Consider the following 21,040-nt stretch of genomic DNA (forward strand, 5'->3'; position numbering starts at 1 on the left):
TTCTATTGACGACTTACATTATCCGCATGCCGGGCGTAGCGCCGGAGTCTGGCGACAGAATAAAGATGTCTTTGCCGCCGGGGCCGGCTGCCAGCACCATACCTTCGGACAGGCCAAATTTCATTTTGCGGGCTTTCAGGTTGGCAACCATTACGGTTAAACGGCCTTCCAGCTCTTCGGGCGCGTAGGCTGACTTAATACCAGCAAACACGTTGCGTTCGCCATGCCCCACGTCAAGTGTCAGGCGTAACAGCTTGTCGGCGCCCTTTACATGCTCTGCTTTGATGATTTTGACCACCCGCAGGTCCACCTTGGCGAAGTCGTCAAACTCGATTTCCGGGCTGATGGGCTCCAGTGGTGTTTTCGGCGCGGCTTCTGCTGGCGTTTCAGTCGCCGGCAGCTGTTCCTTTGAGGCATCGAGCATTTTTTCGATCTGCGCCATGTCCACCCGGCTCATCAGCGGTTGAAACTTGTTAATGCCGTGATCTTGCAACAGCTCGGCGCGGTTGTTCCAGTCCAGCTTGGCGTTCAGGAAAGATTCCGAGGCGTCGGCGGTTTTTGGCAGTACCGGCGCAAGGTAAGTCATCAACAGGCGAAACATGTTCAGCGCGTTGGTGCAGATGGCCTGAAGTTTTTCGTCTTCACCATCCTGCTTGGCCACTACCCAGGGTTGTTCGTCGTTGACGTACTGATTGGCGATATCCGCCAACTCCATGATTCGTCGCATGGCGCGGCCAAACTCGCGGTTTTCGTAGTAGCCGGCCAGTTCTTCGCCGGCGTTGATGAATTCGTTGAGCTTGTCGATCTCGGTGACTTCACCCAGCTTGCCGTCAAAGCGCTTGCTGATAAAGCCGGCGCTGCGACTGGCTATGTTAACCACCTTGCCCACCAGATCCGAGTTTACCCGGGCGGCAAAATCGTCCAGGTTCAAATCCATGTCATCAACGCCGCCGGTGAGTTTGGCCGCAAAGTAATAACGCAAGTATTCCGGATTCAGGAAGTCCAGATAGGTGCGGGCCATGATAAAGGTGCCGCGGGATTTGGACATTTTTTTGCCATTAACGGTCACAAAGCCGTGCGCCCAAACCGCGGTGGGCGTGCGGAAACCGGTGTCGTGCAGAATAGCCGGCCAGAACAGGGCGTGAAAATTGATGATGTCCTTGCCGATGAAGTGGTAAACCTCGGCGCTGGAGTCGGCTTTCCAGAAGTGTTCGAAATCGATGCCTTCGCGGACACACAGGTTTTTGAAGCTGGCTAGATAGCCGATGGGTGCGTCCAGCCATACATAAAAATATTTGCCCGGCGCGTCGGGCACTTCAAAGCCGAAGTAGGGCGCGTCACGGCTGATGTCCCAGTCGTGCAGGCCAGCGTCCAGCCATTCAGCCAGCTTGTTGGCTACCTGCGGCTGCAGGGTGCCGCTGCGAGTCCATTTGGCCAGGAAGTCGGCAAAATCCGGCAGTTTGAAGAAAAAGTGCTCGGATTCTTTTTCGATGGGCGTGGCTCCGGACACCGCCGAACGAGGATTGATCAGCTCGGTGGGTGAGTAGGTGGCACCACAGACTTCGCAGTTATCGCCGTATTGATCGTCGGTTTTACACTTGGGGCAAGTGCCCTTGATAAACCGATCGGCCAGAAACATGTTTTTTTCAGGGTCGAACGATTGGGTAATCGTGCGAGTCGCAATGTGCTCGTTCTGCTGCAGTTGACGGTAGATAAACTCTGAAAACTGACGGTTCTCTTCAGAATGGGTGGTGTAGTAATTGTCAAAGCGGATCAGGAAGTCGCCAAAGTCTTGCTGATGTTCCTGGCGAATGCGGTCAATCAACTGCTCGGGGGTAATACCTTCCCGCTCGGCGCGGAGCATAATGGCGGTGCCGTGAGCATCGTCGGCGCAAACGTAATAACAAGTATGGCCGCGCAGTTTCTGGTAACGCGTCCATATATCGGTCTGGATGTATTCCAGCAAATGGCCCAGGTGGATGGGGCCGTTGGCATAGGGCAGGGCGCTGGTGACCAGAATGTCCCGTTTTTGCTTCGCACTCGCTTGCGTCATGGTTGAGCTTGAACCTTTGCTGGAATTGAATGTGGGCCACGAATCGACAAAACACCCCCGCGCGGATTTGCGCACGGAACGCGGGTATCCTGTATGGCCAGAATTGGGCACAAATGATACCTTCCACGCAGAATTTTTTCATCCGAAACCCCGTTTAAGTGCCGCATTACCGGCCTGAAATCTTTCTGAACTCTTTCTGTGCTGTCCCTAAACTCTCCCGGAGTGATGTTATGACCACGATTCCCCACCAGGCTCTGGAAGCAGCCATTCGCGAATACCGCGATCCGTACCTTGAAAAAGACCTGTACGAGCTGGATGCGATAAAAAAGCTGGACGTGGACAAGCGCGGCAAAGTGACCTTGATGGTGGAGTTGCCCTATCCGTCCAAAGGCATTGCCGGGGCTTTGAAGCAGCTGGTGGGGAATGCCTTGGAATCGGTTGAAGGTGTGGAAAGCTCGGACATTTACGTGGCCCAAAAAATTCACGCTTACAGAGCTCAGAAAGAACTACCATCAATTCCCGGGGTTAAAAACATTATTGCTGTGGCTTCTGGTAAAGGCGGCGTGGGCAAGTCCACCACTGCGGTGAATCTGGCTCTGGCGCTGCAGCACGAAGGCGCCCGGGTGGGCGTACTGGATGCCGATATTTACGGCCCCAGCGTAGGTATGATGCTAGGCGTGCCGGATGGCCAAAAGCCAAGAGTGCAGGAGCAAAAGTACTTTATTCCAATTGAAGCCCACGGTTTGAAAACGAATTCTATGGCGTATCTGGCTAACGACAAAACCCCGATGATCTGGCGTGGCCCAGTGGTCACAGGTGTTCTTATGCAGCTGCTGCAGCATACTCTTTGGGGCGAGTTGGACTATCTAATCGTGGATATGCCGCCGGGCACCGGTGATATCCAGCTGACGCTGGCGCAAAAAGTGCCGGTAACCGGCGCGGTGATTGTTACTACGCCGCAGAATATTGCTGTGATGGACGCCCAGCGCGGTATTGAAATGTTCCGTAAAATGGAAATACCGGTGTTGGGTGTGGTGGAAAATATGAGCGTGCACATCTGCAGTAACTGCGGCCACCAAGAAGCGTTGTTTGGCGCCGATGGCGGAGCGCGTATTGCCGATGACTACGACACCGTACTGTTGGGCCAGTTGCCACTGCACAAAACCGTGCGCGAGCAAACCGATGGTGGCAAGCCCACGGTGGCCGCAGAGCCGGATTCGGAAGTGGCGCGGCGCTATCTGGACATTGCCCGCCGAGTGGGGGCGGAGTTGTCAAAGCGTGAACGCCACTTAAGCGGCGCTATTTCCAGCGTGTCGGTCACTGACCATTGGAATTCGCACTAAAACCGGCCAACAGTTAAACTGTCGCCCTTTATAACTCCGGGATATGAGAAACCAGCATGAGCATTAAACCCGACAAGTGGATTCGCCGCATGGCGCAGCAACACAAGATGATCGAGCCCTTCGAGCCCGGCCAGGTGCGTGAATCGGAAAAGGGCCGGGTAATTTCCTACGGTACCTCCAGTTATGGCTACGACGTGCGGTGCAGCACCGAGTTCAAAATCTTCACCAATGTGCATTCCGCCACGGTAGACCCGAAGAATTTTGACGAAAACAGCTTTGTTAACATCACCAGCGACGTTTGTATTATCCCGCCCAACTCGTTTGCGCTGGCGCGTACTGTGGAATATTTTCGCATTCCCCGCAATGTGCTGACCATCTGCCTGGGCAAGTCCACCTATGCCCGTTGCGGCATTATTGTCAACGTCACTCCGCTTGAGCCAGAGTGGGAAGGCCAGGTGACCTTGGAGTTTTCCAACACCACCAACTTGCCGGCAAAAATTTACGCCAACGAAGGCGTGGCGCAGATGCTGTTTTTCGAGGCTGACGAAGTCTGTGAGACCAGCTATAAAGACCGGGGCGGCAAGTACTTGGGCCAAACTGGCGTAACGCTGCCGCGCACATGAACGCCAATCAGTTTTTGAAAGCAGTACAGCAGCTACAGGGCTGGCGTGAATGCGCGTTTGTGCTATCGCTGGCCGAGCGGGCGTTTCCCAATTACGCCCTGTTTGCAGATGCCATGGAACTGAAAACCGGCGCTAAAATGCGCCAGATTCTGGATGCGGGTTGGAATCTGTTAAAGCCAGACGCCATCGAGGCTGCCATTCCCCAGTGGCTGCGCAAGCTAGAAGCGCTGTCGCCGGACGTTGAGGAATACGACGCCTACGGCGTGTACCCTGCATATGACTTCTGCCAGTTGCTGGAGCAGGCGCTGTTGAACAGGTTGAACCCTGGCAAGCATAGGGCGACAGAAGCTTCACAGCTTGCCACGGCAACAGTGATGAGTTTTGTTGAGGTTTCGGAGGCCGAAGAACTAAGCGAAGACGAACTGGTGCGCCTGCTGGACCAGCATCCCTTGATGAAAGAGGACAAGTTGTTTCAGCGCGACCTGGTGCTGGAATTAAAGCGCCAGCGCGTTCCGCGACAAGAATTTATCGATTCCCTGCGTCAGCAGGCTGAAAACGATGGTGTTAGTAATCTGGGCATTTCGCTGTCCGATTGACACTGACTGAATAACACGGCTCGACCAACGCTGTTCAATTAACGGACTGGATTTGATGAAACTCTCTGCCTTCGGCCAGAAATTTACGGCGGATGCCGGTATTACCTCGTTGATGGACGATTTGGGTAATGCCATGGCCTCGGGCGATGACCTGATCATGATGGGCGGCGGCAACCCCGGCCATATTCCTGAAATACAGCAGCGGGTTCGGGAGATTCTTGTTCAGCTCAGCCAGAGTGACGCCGATATGCGTCGCCTGGTGGGCGCTTACGATCCCCCTCAGGGCGAAAAGCAGTTTATTGCCGCGCTGGCGGAATTGTTGCGACGTGAGTACGGCTGGGACCTGACGAGCGAGAACATTGCGCTCACCAACGGCAGTCAGGCAGCATTTTTTATGCTGTTCAACATGTTCGGTGGTGACTACGGCAATGGCGTGCACAAACACATTCTGTTGCCGCTGGCACCAGAGTACATCGGTTATGCCGACGCAGGCATAGACGCGGATCTGTTTCATGCGGTGCAGCCTGATATTTCCTTCACTGGTGCCCACGAGTTCAAATACCGAATCGACTTTGACGCGGTAGAGGTGACCGGCGAAACCGGCGCGATTTGTGTGTCCAGACCAACCAATCCCACCGGCAACGTGATCACCGACGATGAGCTGGCGCAATTGGAAACCTTGGCGCGGCGCCAAAATATCCCGTTGATTGTGGATGGCGCCTACGGCACACCGTTTCCCAGCCTGTTGTTTACCGACGCCAAACCGACCTGGAACGAGCAGATCATTCTGTGCTTGAGCCTGTCCAAGCTAGGGTTGCCTGCGGCCCGCACCGGTATCGTGATTGCTGCTGCGCCGACCATCAAGGCGCTGGCGAGCATTAATGCGATTATGAATCTGGCCACCGGAAGCTTTGGTGCCATGCTGGCGGAGCCGCTGGTGCGCTCGGGGGAAATCTTGACCCTAAGCCGTGACCTGGTATGCCCGTTCTACAAGGCCAAAATGCAGCGCGCCGTGGCAGCGTTCACTCGCGCCATGGCAGACGCGCCTTGCCACTGGTATATCCACAAACCCGAGGGCGCGATGTTCCTGTGGCTGTGGTTTCCGGATTTACCGATTACCAGCCTGGAACTTTATCAGCGCTTGAAGCTTCGCGGTGTACTGGTGGTGTCTGGCCATTACTTTTTCCCGGGGCTGCCCGAGGATGGCTGGAATCACCGTGACGAGTGCCTGCGGGTGACCTATTCGCAGGACGACGAGCAGGTTGCCGAAGGGCTGAGGATTATTGCTGAAGAAGTTAAAGCCGTTTGGATTGAGGCTGAAACGGCGGACTGATGCCCGCAGTCCAGGCGCAGATTAGAGCTTTTTTATGCTTTTCAGGAGGAGCTCGTAGCGGCTGCCATCAGGCTCGGTTTGTAGCAATTGCACCAGCATGTGGTCGAATTTCGGGGCGAACCACATCAGTGTCTCCCGTTTGGCGCCTTCGCCACGCAGTTTTTCCACTGTTAGAGCGTTCATCTCGCCTTGGAGTGTTTCAATCACCCCCTCGTTAATGACTGCAAATTGTTCCTTGGCCACCCGGCCGTGGCGCACATAAAGGTACTCCATTTCCCGTTTACCGGCCTTAATGTCTTGGTGCAACTGCAGTTGGTAGCCCAGTGGGTCCAGCAGGCCGGGGCTGAGGGCGACTTCGAATGCTTTATCTTTATAGCGGCCGGTCGCAAGATTTTGCTTCCAGTCAAAATCGATGGTTTCTTCGCGGTCTCGAATCAGCAAACCTGAAAGCTTATAGCGATAGCGCAAAGGAATGACTTGGCCGTCCTGCCACTTCAGAACCACCGATTCTTCAATATCGGCTATAAACGATTTTACCGAGGTGCGATAAAGCCAAACGCCGTTATTCTGGTCACGAAGAATGCGTCTGGCGCTACCGCTCAAGGTAATGCCCTGCTCGATAGAGGCAGAAAAAGAGGCTTCGAAAGGCGCTAATCTGGGCGTGTCCGAAGGCTCGCCACCCACTTCAGCCAGCACAGGTGTCATAAAGACAATCAGGCACAACCGTAAGGCCACGCTGACCAGCAGGGGTAAGCCCGGGAAAACGGATCTAACCAGGGCTTTTTTCTGCAAGACAGCCTCCTCAAGCACAGCGTTCGGGCGATTAGTTTGCCGGCAACACCAATGGTTGGTGAAGCGCTTGGCCATCAAACAAAACCTGTTCAGCCCCCAGTTGCACGCGGCCTTCACAGCACCAACGCACCACAATCGGATAAAGTACATGCTCTTGGGCCTGCACCTTCTGCGCCAGGGTTTCGGCGCTATCGTCCGGGCCCACTGCAATCTGGGCCTGGGCAATAATCGGCCCGCCATCCAGTTCCTCGGTGACAAAGTGCACAGATACTCCGTGCGTCTTATCACCGGCGTTCAATGCGCGCTGGTGGGTGTTCAGGCCAGTGTATTTTGGCAGCAGCGAGGGGTGAATGTTCAGTAGTTGGCCGCGGAGCGCGCGGACAAAACCCTCGGTCAGGATGCGCATGAAACCGGCTAGCACAATCAAGTCTGGGTTATGGCGGCGGATTTCCTGCATCAGAGCGCCGTCGAATTCATCGCGACTGCCATAGCGACCGTGTTCAATCACAAAGGTCGGAATGTTTGCATGGGCAGCCTTCGCCAGTGCTGGGGCCTTGGCCTGATTACTGCCAACCGCCACGATGTCGGCGGGGTAGTCGCGCTCACGGCTGGCTTCAATCAGCGCCTGCAGGTTGCTGCCCTCGCCTGACACTAGAATCAGAATCTTGGGGCGCGGTGACGGATCCGCTTTCATATGGCCAGCAGTCCCGGCTGGTAGCGTACAACGCTGTCGGCCTGGCGATCCGCGCCGGCTTCAATAGTACCAAGATGCCAGGCTGTTTCGCCCATGGCATTGAGTGTGTCCAGCGTCAGCGACAGTTGGTCCTGTGGGACGCATAGCACCATGCCAATGCCGCAGTTAAACGTACGGTACATTTCTTCAGTGGCCACGCCGCCGGTGTCTTTTAGCCACTGAAATACAGGCGGTAGCTGCCAACTGGCGGTATCAATTGCGGCCACGGTGCCCTTGGGCAATACGCGGGGTATGTTCTCGGGCAGGCCGCCACCGGTAATGTGTGACAGAGCACGTACGTCTATGTCGCGAATCAGCTTTAGCAGGTTTTTAACATAGATGCGTGTCGGGGCCATCAGGGCGTCGGCCAAGGTGGTATCGCCTATCGGCTGATTCAGATCGGCGTTGCTGACTTCCAAAATTTTGCGGATCAGCGAATAACCGTTGGAGTGGGGGCCGGAAGAGCCCATGGCCAGCAGGGCATCACCCGGGCGCACGCGGCTGCCGTCAATAATATCAGCGCGCTCGGCTATGCCAACGCAGAATCCGGCAAGATCGTAGTCGTCACCTTCGTACATGCCCGGCATCTCGGCAGTTTCACCACCCACCAGCGCGCATCCAGCCAGCTCACAGCCTTCGCCTATGCCATCAACCACGCTGGCAGCAACGTCTACATTCAGTTTGCCGGTGGCGTAGTAGTCCAAAAAGAACAGGGGCTCGGCGCCACCCACAATCAGGTCGTTCACGCACATGGCGACCAGGTCGATGCCGATGGTGTCGTGTTTTTGTAACTGCATGGCCAGGCGCAATTTGGTGCCTACGCCGTCGGTGCCGGACACCAGAACCGGCTCTTTATAGCCAGCAGGAATGGCAACCATGGCACCAAACCCACCCAGGCCGCCCAGCACTTCCGGGCGACGGGTGCGTGCTGCTGTCGCTTTAATGCGGTTGACGAGTTCATTGCCGGCGTCAATATCAACGCCTGCGTCGCGGTAAGTCAAAGAGGGCTTATGTTCGCTCATGGAGGTGTAAACCGTTGGCCAGTGGGTCAAGGGGCGGATTTTAGCAGGTGCAGTGAAGGGTACCAACCGTAATTGCCACGATTCCGCCTCAAGGCTGCTGGGGCGCAGCGCTACTCAGGCCGGGGGGCTTGGTGTATCCTGTCCGTTATCCATGCAATTGCCGGGTTTTTACATGCGTGCATTTCAAAAGAGAGACAGGCCTGAATTTCAAAGATCAATCGAATTCAAGTCATTGTCCGAGTCTTGCTGCAGTCTCGTAGTCAGCACCCTGGCCCGTGTCAGGCAGTCTGCTGTGCGCTGGACATTGGCGGCGATGTTGCTGTTGGCGGCTCAGGCTCAGGCAGTAACGGTCAACAATCTGTATTCTGCCAACGTGGCTCTGCAAGGCTCCGGGCCAGAGGCGTTATCGGCGTCTTATGGCGCAGGGTTGCGTGAGGTGCTGGTGCGTGTTGCCGGCAGCCGTGGAGTATTAGAGCGCGAAGGTGTCGATGGTGTGCTTGGCACGGCCGAGTCTATGCTGACGTCTTACCAGATTTTAAATGCAGGTGCTGAAAGCCGGGTAGAGATGAGCTTTGGCGCGGTAGCAGTCACCCAGGCGCTGGCCTCAATTCAGGCGCCGGTGTGGGGTGCCAACCGGCCACTGACATTGGCCTGGGTTGCGCTTGAAGAAAATGGTCGGAGAGCATTGATTACCGATATCGGCCCTCTTGACGGTGCCAGCGCCGATTTCCGCTCCGGTCTTGAAAACGCATCGCGGGCTCGCGGCTTGCCGCTAGTGTTACCAGTTGCGGGGGCGACAGGTAATCGCGAGTTGCTGTCGGATATCTGGGGCCAGTTTGTTAGCCGGGTACGCAGCGCTTCCAATGATGTTGGTCGTGATGTCATGGCGCTGGTGCGGGTTAGTCGCAGCGGTGATCAGTGGCGCGCGGGTTGGGTGATGGACGGCTTCAGTTCTGATAGCCCTGGCGAGCAGGCGGTGAACGCAGAGTCGCCGGCGGCTCTCGCGCAGGCCCTCATCGATCGCTGGACTGAACTTTATGTTAGCCGTTACGGGGCAAGCGGAGGCGAGGCGGGTAAACAACCTACGGTGGATTTAGTACTGCAGGGCGTGACTAAATTGGCTGACTACGCCAAAATAACCCATGCGTTGGCGCTGATCAATGCTGTTGAAAATGTGGTACCCGTTGAAGTGAAGGGCAGTGAGCTGACCATGCGCCTGACATTTTCTGGTGAGTTGGATCAACTGCGTGACCATATCACGCTGGATTCCCGCTTGGTGTCTCAGCCAGCAGCGGCCGGACCGTCAGAGGAACAGGCTTTGCAGGCGCTGTATCCGGTTCTGATTTACCGTTGGCAGCCTTCACCGGTCCCGGCGGTGGTGCGTTAAGGTCGATGTGAGGAGGGCGCTTTGAGCTTGCATCATTGGCGCTGGATTCCGAATGCCCTGACCTTTCTGCGTATTGCGTTGATTGTTCCGTTTGCTATGGAGTTGCACGCAGACAGTTATCCCATGGCATTGATAATTTTTACGTTGGCAGCGGTAACTGATGGCGTGGATGGGTATCTGGCCCGCCGCTTTGACTGGCGCTCCCGCTTTGGCGCCATCGTCGATCCGCTAGCGGACAAAGCTTTGCTTATTACCGCCTATCTGATGTTGGCGCTGGGCGGGGTCTTTCCTTTGTGGCTGTTTTTGCTGGTGCTGGGGCGCGATCTGTTAATTGTTTGTGGCGCACTGATATTTCATTATGGAATCGGCAGATTCGAAATGGCTCCGAGCCTACTGGGCAAACTCAACACTTCGATTCAGATTTTTGCAGTACTGGTGGCCATGCTATTGCAGGTCATCACCATGGTGCCGCCATGGATAAATTCGGCGCTCGTCTGGGTGGTTGCTGTACTGACAGTGCTTAGCGGCGCGCACTATTTGCTCGCTTGGAGCTTACGGGCATGGAGGGCCAGGTTGTCGTGACAAGTTCACAGCTCATTCTGGGTGTTAAATTGCGTGACGATGCCCGCTTCGACAACTTCCACGGCGAGCGCAATGCGGCCGTGGCTGAGCGTTTGAAACAGGCTTGTCAGCCTCCGGTAACGGTGCCAGTGGTGGTGTTGTGTGGCGATTCTGATACCGGCAAAAGCCACCTGCTACAGGCCCTGTGCCACTACGCTGAAAGCCAGTCGTTATCAGCGGTTTGCATCAGCATTACCGAGCTGGGGCCGTTTGGGCCAGATGCGCTGACCGGGCTCGAGCAATTTAACCTGGTGTGCCTGGACGATCTGGACAGCGTCTTTGGTCAGACTGGCTGGGAAGAAGCCGTTTTTCATCTTTACAACCGCATGCTGGATGCCGGCCATCAGCTCGTTGTGAGTTTGTCGGACGTGCCCGCGTCTTTACCGTTCATTCTGCCCGATTTGTCTTCCCGTCTTAGTCACGGTTTGACTCTGCAGCTGGGTATTTACCGCGATTCAGATCGCAAACGTATTCTGATGGCCCGCGTAGAGCAGCGAGGCCTGGTGATGGCTGTCGACGTTGCCGGATTTATTCTGCGCCGGGCACCGCGAGGCCTAGGGGAGCTGCTGGCCATTCTGGACTCGCTCGACGAAAATTCACTGCAAGCCCAGCGCCGGCTGACCATTCCGTTTGTGAAAACCGTAATGAACTGGTAACTGCGGTCGCTATGAGCGAACGCTAATACACAAGTAAGGAGACGAGCGATGAGACGGGTGGTATTCAATCAGAAAGGCGGTGTCGGCAAGTCCAGTATTACCTGCAATCTGGCCGCGATCAGTGCGGCTCGCGGCAAGCGCACTTTAGTGGTTGATCTTGACCCGCAGGGCAATTCAACCCATTACCTGATGGGTCGGCCTGCCGCCGAGCTCGATAATAACGCGGCCGATTTGCTGGAGCAGACCTTGTCGTTCACGGTGTTCAACCGGCGCCCGGAAGAATCGTTTGTGCACGCAACGCCTTTTAAAAACCTTTGGGTGCTGCCTTCCAGCCCGGAGTTGGAGTTTTTGGAACGCAAGCTTGAAGCCAAGCACAAAATCTACAAACTGCGCGAAGCCCTGAAAAAGCTGGATCAACATTTCGACGACATTTACATCGATACTGCGCCGGCGCTGAATTTTTACACCCGCTCGGCGTTGATTGGAGCCCAGCGCTGCCTGATCCCTTTTGATTGCGATGACTTCGCGCGCCAAGCGCTTTACAGCATCATTCACGAAATTAAAGAGCTGCAGGAGGACCACAACCCAGAGCTGAGTATTGAAGGTATTGTTGCCAATCAGTTCCAGGCCCGCGCCAGTCTGCCGGCCAAACTGTTGGCTGAACTGGAGCAGGAAGGTTTGCCGGTACTGTCGGTGCGCTTGTCTAGTTCGGTGAAAATGAAAGAGTCTCACCAGTGTCACCAACCACTGATTCATATGGCACCGCGACACCCGCTAACCCAGCAGTTTGAAGACCTTTACCGACTTCTTCACGGCGAACCACTGGCTGCCGAAGCGGCGCCAACGGCGCAAGAATGAGAGACGGACACGATACCCTTGGCCATACTTACCAAGTTGCCGACCGTCTGCTGGCTATTGAAATTCAGCTGCGTCAGATGAATTGTTGGCAAAGCGAGCCTTTGGCCGCTGAAAAGTACCTCAGCCGCGAGCCGTTTTGCCTGGATACCATGAGCTTTGAGCAGTGGTTGCAGTTTGTGCTTTTAGCGCGATTGAAACAGCTGGTTGAAGATGATCAGCCGTTACCCATGGTCAGCGGCGTGGCGCCTATGGCTGAAGAGCACTATCGCAGCGGTTCCGGCCCCGGGCAGGCGTTGATTCGCGAATTGGCAGCCTTGGACGAACTGCTGGGTGCAAAGCCCGGCTGAGCGCTATCGCCAGGTCACGAAATGTGATGGCCGCTCAGGCGTCCAGGCGCATGGACAGGTCTACGGCCCGCAGGTTTTTTGTCAGCGTACCTAAAGAGACAAAGTCTACACCGGTTTCGGCGATGGCCACCAAGGTGCTGTCGTCAATGCCGCCAGAGGCTTCAAGGCGCGCTTTGCCTGCAGCTTGTGCCACTGCTGCGCGCATATCCGCCAAGGAAAACTCGTCAAGCATGATGATGTCGGCGCCAGCATCCAGCGCCTGCTGCAGTTCGTTCAGATTCTCGGTTTCCACTTCTACCGGTTTGCCCGGCGCCAGTTCCCGAGCTGCACGCACAGCGGCCGCAATAGAACCGCAGGCCGCAATGTGGTTTTCTTTGATCAGAAAAGCGTCCCACAACCCCAAACGATGATTACTGCAGCCGCCACAGGTGATCGCGTATTTTTGCGCCAGGCGTAAGCCAGGCAGGGTTTTGCGGGTATCCAGCAGCTGTGTACGAGTGTGGCTGATCAGCGCCGCGTAATGGGCGGCGTTGGTAGCTACCGCAGAAAGGGTTTGAAGCCAGTTTAAGGCTGCACGCTCGGCGGTCAGCAGGCTGCGGGCCAGGCCATTCATGCGGAACAGTAGCTGACCGGGTTCGACGCGTTGGCCGTCTGCCACCTGCCAGTCCAGAACAATGTCGCAATCAACTTGGCGAAATACTTCATCTACCCATTCGCGGCCGGCAATAACGGCGTGTTCGCGGGTAATCACGCGGCCGCTAGCGCGGGTGTCGGCGGCGATGAGTTGTGCAGTAATGTCACCGTCGCCAATGTCTTCGCGCAGACTGTGGGCGACCGTTTCAATTCTGGACTGGCGCAGAAGTTCGACACTGATCATGGTGTGGTGTCCGTAACGGCAGAGAAGTTAGGTGCACGTGGCACAAATAGGCAGAAACGGAGTTTATCGCGCCCGCCGGCATTCGCCAACCGTCGCGCACACGTCGCCGAGTGTTATCCAGCTCAAGACTCTACAAATCCTGACAAATCCTGACAAATCCTGACACATGCTGACGCATCAATGCTTTATGATACTAATGCAAGTATATTTCGACAGGCAAAGGAAAAGCAGTTCGGCATAAGCAGGAGGTAGACATAGTGCGGGACAAAAAAGTTGTCAACATCACTGGACAGGGTTCGACGTCCCGCTTTTTTTTGCCGACTGCGTTAATTCGGCTTCGGGATGCGTCTGCCCAGAGTATCCGTATTGTGCTGAATCAATTTTTTGATCGCGCTGATGATGCCCTGTTCGAACTCGCCGATCGCGCCGGCACTGACCAGGAACAAACCCGCTATTTTGACGCCATGCGTGAGCTTCGTCTGCGTCGTAAGTCGATGACAGTCGCGGTGTTACATCACGTCGGTCAGGCCTTCAACGATATTGGTAAGTTCCGCCCGCAGAGCACCGTTCCGAGCTTCGACAGTGTCGACGAAGGTTCCCTTAGCCTGCTGGATCACGCCGAACTTGAACAGCAGGTGGCCATCGATAATATGGTCACAAAACTGCGTTACCAATACAGCGAAGCGTTGCGTCACCTGAGCTTGCGCGTGCGCCATTTATTACCCGGTGTGACTCTGGAAGACGACCAGATGCCATTGTGCCCGGAAGTTCTGTGCGGTGGACTGGCCGCGGCCAGCAAAAATCTTGACGTTGACATAAAAGCACGGCTGATAGTGCTGAAATTGTTTGACCAACTGCTGGTGACTAGCCTCGGCGAGGTGTATCACGGCGCTAATGTGACCCTGATCAAAGAAGGTGTTCTGCCTGACAGCAAAGCTGTCAGGCCGGTGCAAACAGCTCGCAGCCGCCAGGGCGTTCCTGTGCCGTCGCCATCAGCCGTGTATCGAGAGGCAGATGGATACGGTGTGGGGCAGCCTCAGGCAGAGGTCTCTGCCGCTACTTTTTCGCAATTGAGCGCGCTTCTGCGGCAGGCTCAGCCTGCTTATGGTGACGGTCAGGCTCCTGCCAGTGGTGGCCAGTGGCTGCAAACCGATGCGCTGCTGGCGCGGCTGAGCCAGGTTCAGACAGCATTTGGTAACGATCCCGGTGCGCCGCTGGTGCCCCTGAACCAGCAGCTGCAAACGGTGTTACAGAATTCGTCTGGCCAGTCACTGCGGCCCGGCCAGGTGGACAACGACGTCATTAATCTGGTGGCTATGTTGTTCGAGTTTATTCTGGACGACCGCCATTTGCATTCTGTGATGAAAAGCCTGTTGGGGCGGCTGCAGATACCGATACTGAAAGTGGCGCTAACAGATAAGAATTTCTTCAACCGCGGTGGCCACCCTGCACGCAAGTTGCTTAACGAAATGGCACTGGCCGCCACTGGTTGGACGGAAAAACGCCCCGGCCAGCGCGACCCCTTACTGGATAAAATCAGCGCGGTGGTCAACCGAATACTGGCGGAGTTTTCCACAGACGTCTCGCTGTTCAACGAGTTGTTGGACGATTTCAACCAGTTCTCTGATCTGGACCAACGCCGTAGTGACTTGGTAGAGCAACGCCTGCGTGATGCAGAAGAAGGCCGAGCACGCCATGAGCAGGCAACCGCAGACGCCAAAGAGCTGCTGCACAAAGCAATGGATGGCCGGTTGTTACCCGAGCCGGTGCAAGACATGCTGAATGGTCCCTGGAGCCACTACCTGCATTGGCTGGCGCTCCATGAAAGCACCGACAGCAAAGCCTGGCAACGAGCTAAGACGCTAACCGAGCAGTTGATCTGGACTATTGACCCGGTACCCCTGACGGCAACGACCCATGAGTTGTTGCAGCAAGCCATACCGCAAGTGATTGAGCAGTTGCGTGGGGCTCTGGAAGGTGTGGCCTGGGATGGTTTGTCGGTAGAAATGGTGATTCGTGATCTGGAACTGGTGCATCTGGACGTGTTTCAGCGCCTGGTGATTACGCCCAGTGAAGCCGCCGACAATGATCATGCTCAGATTGATGACAGCCAGGAATCGCCGGCTGTCAGAGTGGATGCTGTGCCTTCAGTCACGACAGACACGACAGACACTTTAGCAGGCGCCAGTCACCTGGCGCCTGCCTTGCCAGTTGCCGCAGATGACCCCAAAGAAGCGGTGGTTGTCCGGGTGCCAGAGCCGGAGGTTTCGGAGCCCACAAGAGCTCAACCGGTCGTTGCCGAGGAATGGCTGGCCAAAGCCGATGGTTTGCGAGTTGGTTGCTGGCTCGAGCTGCATCGCGATGGCAGTCAGATTCGTTGTAAGCTTGCGGCGTTTATTCGGGCGGTCGATAAGTACATATTTGTAAATCGCAGTGGTGCCAAGGTCGCCGAATACCGTCGCAACGAGCTGGCGGGAATGATGGCCCAAGGCCATATTCAAATTCTGGATGATGGTTTGATTTTTGACCGGGCTCTGGAGTCGATTATTGACAGCCTGCGCACCAGTCGCCGCTTTTGAAGGTTGCATCGTGCCGTGGCACACGGTGACGCTTTATGATTCAATCGAAGTCATCCCACTTCGTTGAATCAGGATTCGCCTTGCCTCAAACTCCCCACTCTGTGCTTACTCCTGTCTTTCAGAAGGCAGCTTCCCTGCGTGCAAATGGTAGAATAGATGCAGCGCTCTGGCGACCGTCTCCTAATTTTGGTGCGCGGCCCGCGACCAGCGAGGTAAGCCTGATTGTTGTGCACTGCATCAGCTTGCCGCCGGGCCAGTTCGGGGGCCCTGAAATTGAAGATTTCTTCTGCAACCGGCTAGACATCAAGGCCCACCCGTATTTTCAGACCATCGCCACAATGACTGTTTCAGCCCACCTGCTGATACGCCGTGATGGCACGCTTATGCAGTTTGTCAGCCTGCTGGATCGTGCCTGGCACGCTGGCCGTTCACGTTTTTGCGGCCAGGACGAGTGCAACGATTTTTCCATCGGCATTGAGCTTGAGGGCAGTGACGATGTGCCTTATACCGAGGATCAATACCAGGCATTGTCCGCTGTTTGTCAGCAAATTATGGCGGCCTGGCCAGAAATTGGCGTTGACGAGATTACTGGCCACAGCGACATTGCGCCGGGGCGAAAAACCGATCCCGGGCCGGCGTTTGACTGGTCGCGGCTGCATCAAAGCCTGGCAAAATCGACAAAGGACAGATTATGACGCTGCTTATATTTGTGCTGGCCTACCTGCTGCGGCGACGGCTGGATAGTCGCGATCAGCTTGATGGCCATCAGCTATGGCGCAGCTGGTTTGAAGGCTTGAGGCAACGCCTGCCGCAAAGCCTTCCCGAAAGAACGAGTGCTTTGGCGCCGTTATTGGCGGTGGCTATTCCGACCGCCGTGGTTTGGCTGGCGCAGAGTTACTGGCAACACCACCACTGGCTCTTGTTGGGTTGGACACTGGAATTGCTATTGCTTCTGCTGTTGCTGGGTATGCCTGGCTGGCGTCAGCTTCTGGCAAATTACGCCCGGGCATGGCGCCGGGGTGACATGCAGGCAGCCTGGCGCTATATCCAGCATCTGCTACCGGCGCATCAGCGCGGCGCAGCAATATCGCCTGAAACCATGCAGCTGGCAATCTCTGAGGCGTTAATAGCGCAAGTATTCTGGCGTTATTTCATGGTGCTGTTCTGGTATGCGGCAGGCGGAATTTCTGCCGCGGTGCTGGCGAGCGGCCTCGTTGCATTGGGGCAGAGCTGGCCGCAATCTGGCAAATGTGGCCAGTGTGAGCGTTGGCGCGAATGGGGCGGTTGGTTGCCGGCGCAGTTGCTCGCGCTGACCTTTGGCCTGGCCGGTGACTTGGCCGGCTGGCTGCGGCAACGTCGCCAAGGCCGGGGTCACTGGCAATTGCCAGTAGCAAGGCTGCTGATGGCCACTGCCGATGGCGCTTTGACCGGTTACGCGCTGGACCCGGGCCGATTTGCCTCATTACACCAGCAAGACTGGCAGAGCTATGGTGAACGTAGCTTGACCGCCATTCGCGATCTGCTTAACCGCAGTATGCTGGTATGGCTGTGCCTACTGGCATTGATGGTGATCGCCGGCGTGGCCTAGCCGAGTGCGGCGCATACTGTTACATTTTCTAACAAAAAAAAGCTAAGGTTTTTAGGGTTTTGGGCGACACTCAATTTGAATAATAAAAATGCAGAATTTAATAAAGCGGCGAAACATGTGAAAAAATTGATTGCTCCAGCCATTGCGTTGATGAATCGGCTACCGATGATTTTTAAATTCAGCCTCATTAGCTTCCTCTTTTTGCTGCCTATTGCGGGGCTGTCCTGGCTGGTCATTACTCAGCTTAACCATTCCTTGGCAATTACGACCAACAGCAAGGCTGGCTTGACACAGCTAGAGCAAGCCGATGAACTCTTACGCCGCGCTATTGACTATCGCGATTATCAATCGGTAGCGGCATTCAGCGACGATAAGGAGCTGCATGCCCGTGTAGACCAAGCGTCTGCGGCTGTTGATGCTGTAATTGCTCGCTTGAACAGTGCCGCTCCCGAGTTTGATCGCGGTGGAGTATGGGCCGCCCAAGCCAACCAATTGCGCGAGGCCTGGAATACTCTGCGTACCACGCAGGTGATTAATAACCGGTTTGATGCTCAGTTCACCTATAACCAGGAGTTTGTGCAGAAAGCGTCAACCCTGTTACCCGCTACCGTTGAGCTGTCGGGCCTGGCGCAAACCGATTCGCGGGAAAATCTGGTGTTGTTGAAGTTATTGGGCGACTCTTTGCCCGAGGCGCGCAGTGCGATCGGCCAGGCTCGATCCTATGGCATTTACGCATTGCTGGAAGGGCAATTAAGTTATGATCTGGGCGATCAGCTGAACCGGATTTACGATCACTTGACTAATCAGGCTTCTTTGCTCAGTCCTGCGTTGACGGTGGCGCAGGAGGCGTCGCCTTTGCTGGCAGGCCACGCTGCCGGTGTAAAGAAAGTCAGCGCCAGCCTGCTGCAAACCCAAGCTTTTGTGGACGCCAACTTACTGACGCCAGTGCGCCTTGAGATGGGCTGGAAAACCTATGACAGTGCTGTGAGCGGGTATTTGCTGGACCATCAGCGCCTCGGCGCTGTGGCATTTAATGGTTTGTTGCAAAATCTGGGCGATCGTCTTCACTTCGAAACCACTCAACGCACGTTGATTATCGTTTCGCTGCTGTGCGTGCTAATTCTAGTGGTGTATCTGTACATTGGATTTTTCATATCAGTACGCACTGCCATCAACCGTTTTGCCGATTCTGCGCGGCAAGTGGCATCGGGTGATATGACAGCTCGCATCGAACTTAGCAATCGTGATGAACTGGGTGAACTGACCGGCGAATTTAACAGCATGACTGACCGTATTGCCAGCCTGATCCGCTCGGTGGGTAACACCACCGCAGAGGTAGATCAGCAGGCGAGCCGGGTAAATGCGACGGCGGTAGCGACCAGCGATGCGGTGAGTCGGCAGATGCACGAAAGTGAGCAGATTCAAGAGGCTATGAGTCAAATGACGGGCGCGGTCAATGAAGTGACCGAGAGCGCCCATCGGGTAGCTGATAGCGCCGGAGCTGCCGAAAAAGATACCGAGACCGGGCGCCAGACTGTAGCCGACTCGGTGACGACGATTCACCAGTTGGCGACGGAAATTTCCAGCGCTGTAGACGCGATTCACCGGGTCAGTTCTGACAGCAGCGACATCAGTAAGGTGCTGGTGGAAATCAAGGCAATCGCCGGACAAACCAACCTGCTGGCGCTGAATGCGGCCATTGAAGCGGCTCGGGCCGGAGATCAAGGCCGTGGTTTTGCGGTCGTAGCTGACGAGGTGCGGTCCTTGTCTCAGCGCACTCACAAATCCACTGAAGAAATCGAAAAGATGATCTCGCGTCTGCAGAGTGGCGTTAAAGGGGCGGTCACCGCGATGACAAACAGCCATCAGGTGACTGAAGCGACCGTGCAGAAGTCTGCGCTGGTGACCGATGCGCTGAACCGCATTGCTGCCGGCATTTCGACCATTGTCGATATGAGTCAACAGATCGCCCAGGCAGCAGAGGAACAATCGGCGGTCAGCCGCGACGTTAATACCAGCGTGGCACAAATTGGCGAACTGGGCTTGGCGACGGCGCAGAACGCCCGGAGCACATTGGACTCGTCCCAGGAAATGTCACGGCTAACGGCGTCGTTGCAGCAACTGGTAGAGACGTTTCGGGTCTAGAAGCGGCTCAGGCCACATTTGCCTCAGTGAACCTGGCCTTGCTGCGCACCATGCCCAAGGCGTGGGTAATGTTGTCGCTGGGCGCAGTCTCACCAAACCAAGCCAGCTTGTCGTAAAGACGTACGACATTACCCACAATAATCAACGCGGGCGCCGGCAGTTGCGCCTGCTCCTGTTTGGCGGCGATATCGGCCAAAGTGCCAATCAGCACTTTCTGATCGACTGCGGTACCGCGGGACACAATGGCAATCGGTGTATCTGGCGCGCGGCCATGAGCCATCAGGCCGGCACTGATTTGCGGCAGTGTGTGCAGCCCCATATAGAACACGACCGTTTGATTGGGCTGTATCAGTTCTTTGTAATCGAGGACTTGTTGTCGGTTTTTTAACTGGCCGGTCACAAACTTGACTGACTGGGCATAGCCACGGTGGGTCAGTGGAATGCCGGCGTAGGTCGAACACGCGCTGGCGGCGGTAATGCCCGGTACCACCTGGAACGGTATGCCATGGGCTTTGAGCTCTTCCAGTTCTTCACCGCCGCGTCCGAAAATAAACGGATCACCGCCTTTAAGCCGCACCACCCGCCGCCCCAGTTTGGCGTGTTTTACCAGCAGAGCATTAATGTCGTCTTGCGGCACCGTGTGATGATCTCGACGCTTGCCGACGTAAATCAGGTCGGCGTCGCGCCGGCACAAATCCAGCACCCCTGGCGATACCAGATTGTCGTAAAACACCACGTCAGCTTGCTGCATCAGACGCAGCGCCTTAAACGTCAGCAGCTCCGGATCACCCGGGCCAGCACCGACCAGATACACCTCGCCTGTTTTATGGCCAGCGTCGCCCCGGTTGATGGCCGACACCAGCATGGATTCGGCTTCGTTATGGCGACCGGAAAACACCTTTTCGGCAATTTGTCCTTCCAGCACGTTTTCCCAGAATTGACGACGGTCATTGAGCGAATTGAAACGCGCTTTAACCCGATCGCGAAAGCGCCCGACCAAACCACCCAGGCTGCTGTAGCCCTTGGGGATCAGGGTTTCCAGGCGAGCCCTTAATAGCCGCGCCAGCACCGGTGACTGCCCGCCGGAGGTAATACCAATCACAATGGGCGAGCGGTCGACGATGGCTGGAAATATGAAGCTGCACAGCTTGGGCGTATCCACCACATTGATGGGGATATTTCGCGCTACCGCCTCGGCGTGAACCTGACGGTGTAACTCGGCGTCGTCGGTGGCGGCGACCACCAAGGTTTTCCCCTCCAGCAGGTCGCTGTGATAATCCCCCAAAATGATCTCGTCTCGGTCATCGGTCAGTAGAGCCCGAAGTTCTTCATCGACGGCGTGGGAAATCACAGTCAGGCCAACACCTGCGCGTTTGAGCAGGCGAGCCTTGCGCAGGGCGATATCACCACCGCCCACCAGTAACACCTGGCGATCGTTCAAATTGAAAAACAGTGGTAAAAAATCCATGGCAGCCTCCCGGAGTGGG

The 21,040-nt window shown here is 55.9% G+C and carries 19 protein-coding genes; 13 read left to right on the top strand and 6 right to left on the bottom strand.

Going from position 1 to position 21,040, the window contains the following annotated elements:
- Positions 1-13: 13 nt before the first annotated feature.
- A complete protein-coding gene (metG, locus tag MRBBS_RS06950) occupies positions 14-2,053 on the bottom strand; it encodes a methionine--tRNA ligase (protein ID WP_014870744.1) in 2,040 nt (679 codons plus the stop codon).
- 230 nt (positions 2,054-2,283) lie between these two features.
- Between metG and apbC the strand changes: the two genes are divergently transcribed.
- Genes apbC through MRBBS_RS06975 form a run of 4 tightly spaced genes read left to right on the top strand, consistent with a single transcriptional unit; the run spans position 2,284 to position 5,948 of the window.
- Positions 2,284-3,396, top strand: coding sequence for an iron-sulfur cluster carrier protein ApbC (apbC, locus tag MRBBS_RS06960; protein ID WP_014870746.1), 1,113 nt, complete (start codon positions 2,284-2,286; stop codon positions 3,394-3,396).
- Positions 3,397-3,452: 56 nt separating this feature from the next.
- Positions 3,453-4,019, top strand: coding sequence for a dCTP deaminase (gene dcd / locus MRBBS_RS06965; RefSeq protein ID WP_014870747.1), 567 nt, complete (start codon positions 3,453-3,455; stop codon positions 4,017-4,019).
- The gene (locus MRBBS_RS06970) at positions 4,016-4,615 is read left to right on the top strand and encodes a YjaG family protein (RefSeq protein ID WP_014870748.1); all 600 of its coding nucleotides are present in this window, start codon (positions 4,016-4,018) and stop codon (positions 4,613-4,615) included. The genes dcd and MRBBS_RS06970 overlap by 4 nt, the downstream gene beginning before the upstream one ends.
- Before the next feature lie 55 nt (positions 4,616-4,670).
- Positions 4,671-5,948 (top strand): valine--pyruvate transaminase, encoded by a 1,278-nt coding sequence (locus tag MRBBS_RS06975; RefSeq protein ID WP_014870749.1) that lies wholly within the window; start codon positions 4,671-4,673, stop codon positions 5,946-5,948.
- Between the two features lie 21 nt (positions 5,949-5,969).
- Here MRBBS_RS06975 and MRBBS_RS06980 read toward each other — a convergent pair whose 3' ends face one another.
- The 3 genes from MRBBS_RS06980 to purM are packed head-to-tail and all read right to left on the bottom strand — an operon-like array spanning position 5,970 to position 8,495.
- Positions 5,970-6,740, bottom strand: a complete 771-nt coding sequence (locus MRBBS_RS06980; RefSeq protein WP_014870750.1) for a DUF3108 domain-containing protein — start codon at positions 6,738-6,740, stop codon at positions 5,970-5,972.
- 31 nt (positions 6,741-6,771) lie between these two features.
- Entirely contained in the window at positions 6,772-7,434 is a 663-nt protein-coding gene (gene purN, locus MRBBS_RS06985; protein ID WP_014870751.1) for a phosphoribosylglycinamide formyltransferase, read from the bottom strand.
- Complete coding sequence (gene purM, locus MRBBS_RS06990; protein ID WP_014870752.1) at positions 7,431-8,495, bottom strand: phosphoribosylformylglycinamidine cyclo-ligase; 1,065 nt, start codon at positions 8,493-8,495, stop codon at positions 7,431-7,433. The genes purN and purM overlap by 4 nt, the downstream gene beginning before the upstream one ends.
- Positions 8,496-8,787: 292 nt before the next feature.
- Here purM and MRBBS_RS06995 point away from each other — a divergent pair, with 292 nt between their 5' ends.
- From MRBBS_RS06995 to MRBBS_RS07015, 5 genes are read left to right on the top strand one after another with little or no spacing between them, the layout of a single operon-like run.
- Positions 8,788-9,882 (top strand): DUF2066 domain-containing protein, encoded by a 1,095-nt coding sequence (locus tag MRBBS_RS06995; RefSeq protein ID WP_014870753.1) that lies wholly within the window; start codon positions 8,788-8,790, stop codon positions 9,880-9,882.
- A gap of 21 nt (positions 9,883-9,903) precedes the next feature.
- Positions 9,904-10,464, top strand: a complete 561-nt coding sequence (locus tag MRBBS_RS07000; RefSeq protein ID WP_014870754.1) for a CDP-alcohol phosphatidyltransferase family protein — start codon at positions 9,904-9,906, stop codon at positions 10,462-10,464.
- Positions 10,443-11,159 (top strand): DnaA regulatory inactivator Hda, encoded by a 717-nt coding sequence (gene hda, locus MRBBS_RS07005; RefSeq protein WP_014870755.1) that lies wholly within the window; start codon positions 10,443-10,445, stop codon positions 11,157-11,159. Before MRBBS_RS07000 ends, hda begins: the two co-directional genes overlap by 22 nt.
- A 48-nt stretch (positions 11,160-11,207) precedes the next feature.
- Positions 11,208-12,017: a ParA family protein gene (locus MRBBS_RS07010; protein ID WP_014870756.1), complete on the top strand. Its 810-nt coding sequence runs from the start codon at positions 11,208-11,210 to the stop codon at positions 12,015-12,017.
- Positions 12,014-12,364 (top strand): YqcC family protein, encoded by a 351-nt coding sequence (locus tag MRBBS_RS07015; protein ID WP_014870757.1) that lies wholly within the window; start codon positions 12,014-12,016, stop codon positions 12,362-12,364. Before MRBBS_RS07010 ends, MRBBS_RS07015 begins: the two co-directional genes overlap by 4 nt.
- 34 nt (positions 12,365-12,398) lie before the next feature.
- On the opposite strand, the gene nadC is transcribed toward MRBBS_RS07015, so the two are convergent.
- Positions 12,399-13,241, bottom strand: coding sequence for a carboxylating nicotinate-nucleotide diphosphorylase (gene nadC, locus MRBBS_RS07020; protein ID WP_014870758.1), 843 nt, complete (start codon positions 13,239-13,241; stop codon positions 12,399-12,401).
- Between the two features lie 257 nt (positions 13,242-13,498).
- Here nadC and MRBBS_RS07025 point away from each other — a divergent pair, with 257 nt between their 5' ends.
- From MRBBS_RS07025 to MRBBS_RS07040, 4 genes are all read left to right on the top strand, one after another.
- Positions 13,499-15,820 (top strand): DUF1631 domain-containing protein, encoded by a 2,322-nt coding sequence (locus MRBBS_RS07025; protein ID WP_014870759.1) that lies wholly within the window; start codon positions 13,499-13,501, stop codon positions 15,818-15,820.
- An 80-nt stretch (positions 15,821-15,900) separates the two neighbouring features.
- Complete coding sequence (gene ampD, locus MRBBS_RS07030; protein WP_050996717.1) at positions 15,901-16,515, top strand: 1,6-anhydro-N-acetylmuramyl-L-alanine amidase AmpD; 615 nt, start codon at positions 15,901-15,903, stop codon at positions 16,513-16,515.
- Entirely contained in the window at positions 16,512-17,408 is an 897-nt protein-coding gene (locus MRBBS_RS07035) for a histidine kinase (RefSeq protein WP_014870761.1), read from the top strand. The genes ampD and MRBBS_RS07035 overlap by 4 nt, the downstream gene beginning before the upstream one ends.
- 117 nt (positions 17,409-17,525) lie before the next feature.
- Positions 17,526-19,553 carry a methyl-accepting chemotaxis protein gene (locus MRBBS_RS07040; RefSeq protein ID WP_041635518.1) on the top strand — a complete coding sequence of 676 codons (2,028 nt, stop codon included), beginning with the start codon at positions 17,526-17,528 and terminating at the stop codon, positions 19,551-19,553.
- Positions 19,554-19,560: 7 nt separating this feature from the next.
- On the opposite strand, the gene cysG is transcribed toward MRBBS_RS07040, so the two are convergent.
- Positions 19,561-21,021 carry a siroheme synthase CysG gene (gene cysG, locus MRBBS_RS07045; protein WP_014870763.1) on the bottom strand — a complete coding sequence of 487 codons (1,461 nt, stop codon included), beginning with the start codon at positions 21,019-21,021 and terminating at the stop codon, positions 19,561-19,563.
- Positions 21,022-21,040: the final 19 nt, after the last annotated feature.

Source organism: Marinobacter sp. BSs20148 (genome assembly GCF_000283275.1).
Taxonomy (GTDB): Bacteria; Pseudomonadota; Gammaproteobacteria; order Pseudomonadales; family Oleiphilaceae; genus Marinobacter; species Marinobacter psychrophilus.

Coding starts and splice junctions, on each gene's coding strand:
- MRBBS_RS07010 (WP_014870756.1), top strand. CDS start 11,208: ATGAGACGGGTGGTATTCAATCAGAAAGGCGGTGTCGGCAAGTCCAGT.
- MRBBS_RS06970 (WP_014870748.1), top strand. CDS start 4,016: ATGAACGCCAATCAGTTTTTGAAAGCAGTACAGCAGCTACAGGGCTGG.
- cysG (WP_014870763.1), bottom strand. CDS start 21,021: ATGGATTTTTTACCACTGTTTTTCAATTTGAACGATCGCCAGGTGTTA.
- MRBBS_RS07015 (WP_014870757.1), top strand. CDS start 12,014: ATGAGAGACGGACACGATACCCTTGGCCATACTTACCAAGTTGCCGAC.
- purM (WP_014870752.1), bottom strand. CDS start 8,495: ATGAGCGAACATAAGCCCTCTTTGACTTACCGCGACGCAGGCGTTGAT.
- apbC (WP_014870746.1), top strand. CDS start 2,284: ATGACCACGATTCCCCACCAGGCTCTGGAAGCAGCCATTCGCGAATAC.
- MRBBS_RS06975 (WP_014870749.1), top strand. CDS start 4,671: ATGAAACTCTCTGCCTTCGGCCAGAAATTTACGGCGGATGCCGGTATT.
- purN (WP_014870751.1), bottom strand. CDS start 7,434: ATGAAAGCGGATCCGTCACCGCGCCCCAAGATTCTGATTCTAGTGTCA.
- metG (WP_014870744.1), bottom strand. CDS start 2,053: ATGACGCAAGCGAGTGCGAAGCAAAAACGGGACATTCTGGTCACCAGC.
- hda (WP_014870755.1), top strand. CDS start 10,443: ATGGAGGGCCAGGTTGTCGTGACAAGTTCACAGCTCATTCTGGGTGTT.
- MRBBS_RS07035 (WP_014870761.1), top strand. CDS start 16,512: ATGACGCTGCTTATATTTGTGCTGGCCTACCTGCTGCGGCGACGGCTG.
- nadC (WP_014870758.1), bottom strand. CDS start 13,241: ATGATCAGTGTCGAACTTCTGCGCCAGTCCAGAATTGAAACGGTCGCC.
- dcd (WP_014870747.1), top strand. CDS start 3,453: ATGAGCATTAAACCCGACAAGTGGATTCGCCGCATGGCGCAGCAACAC.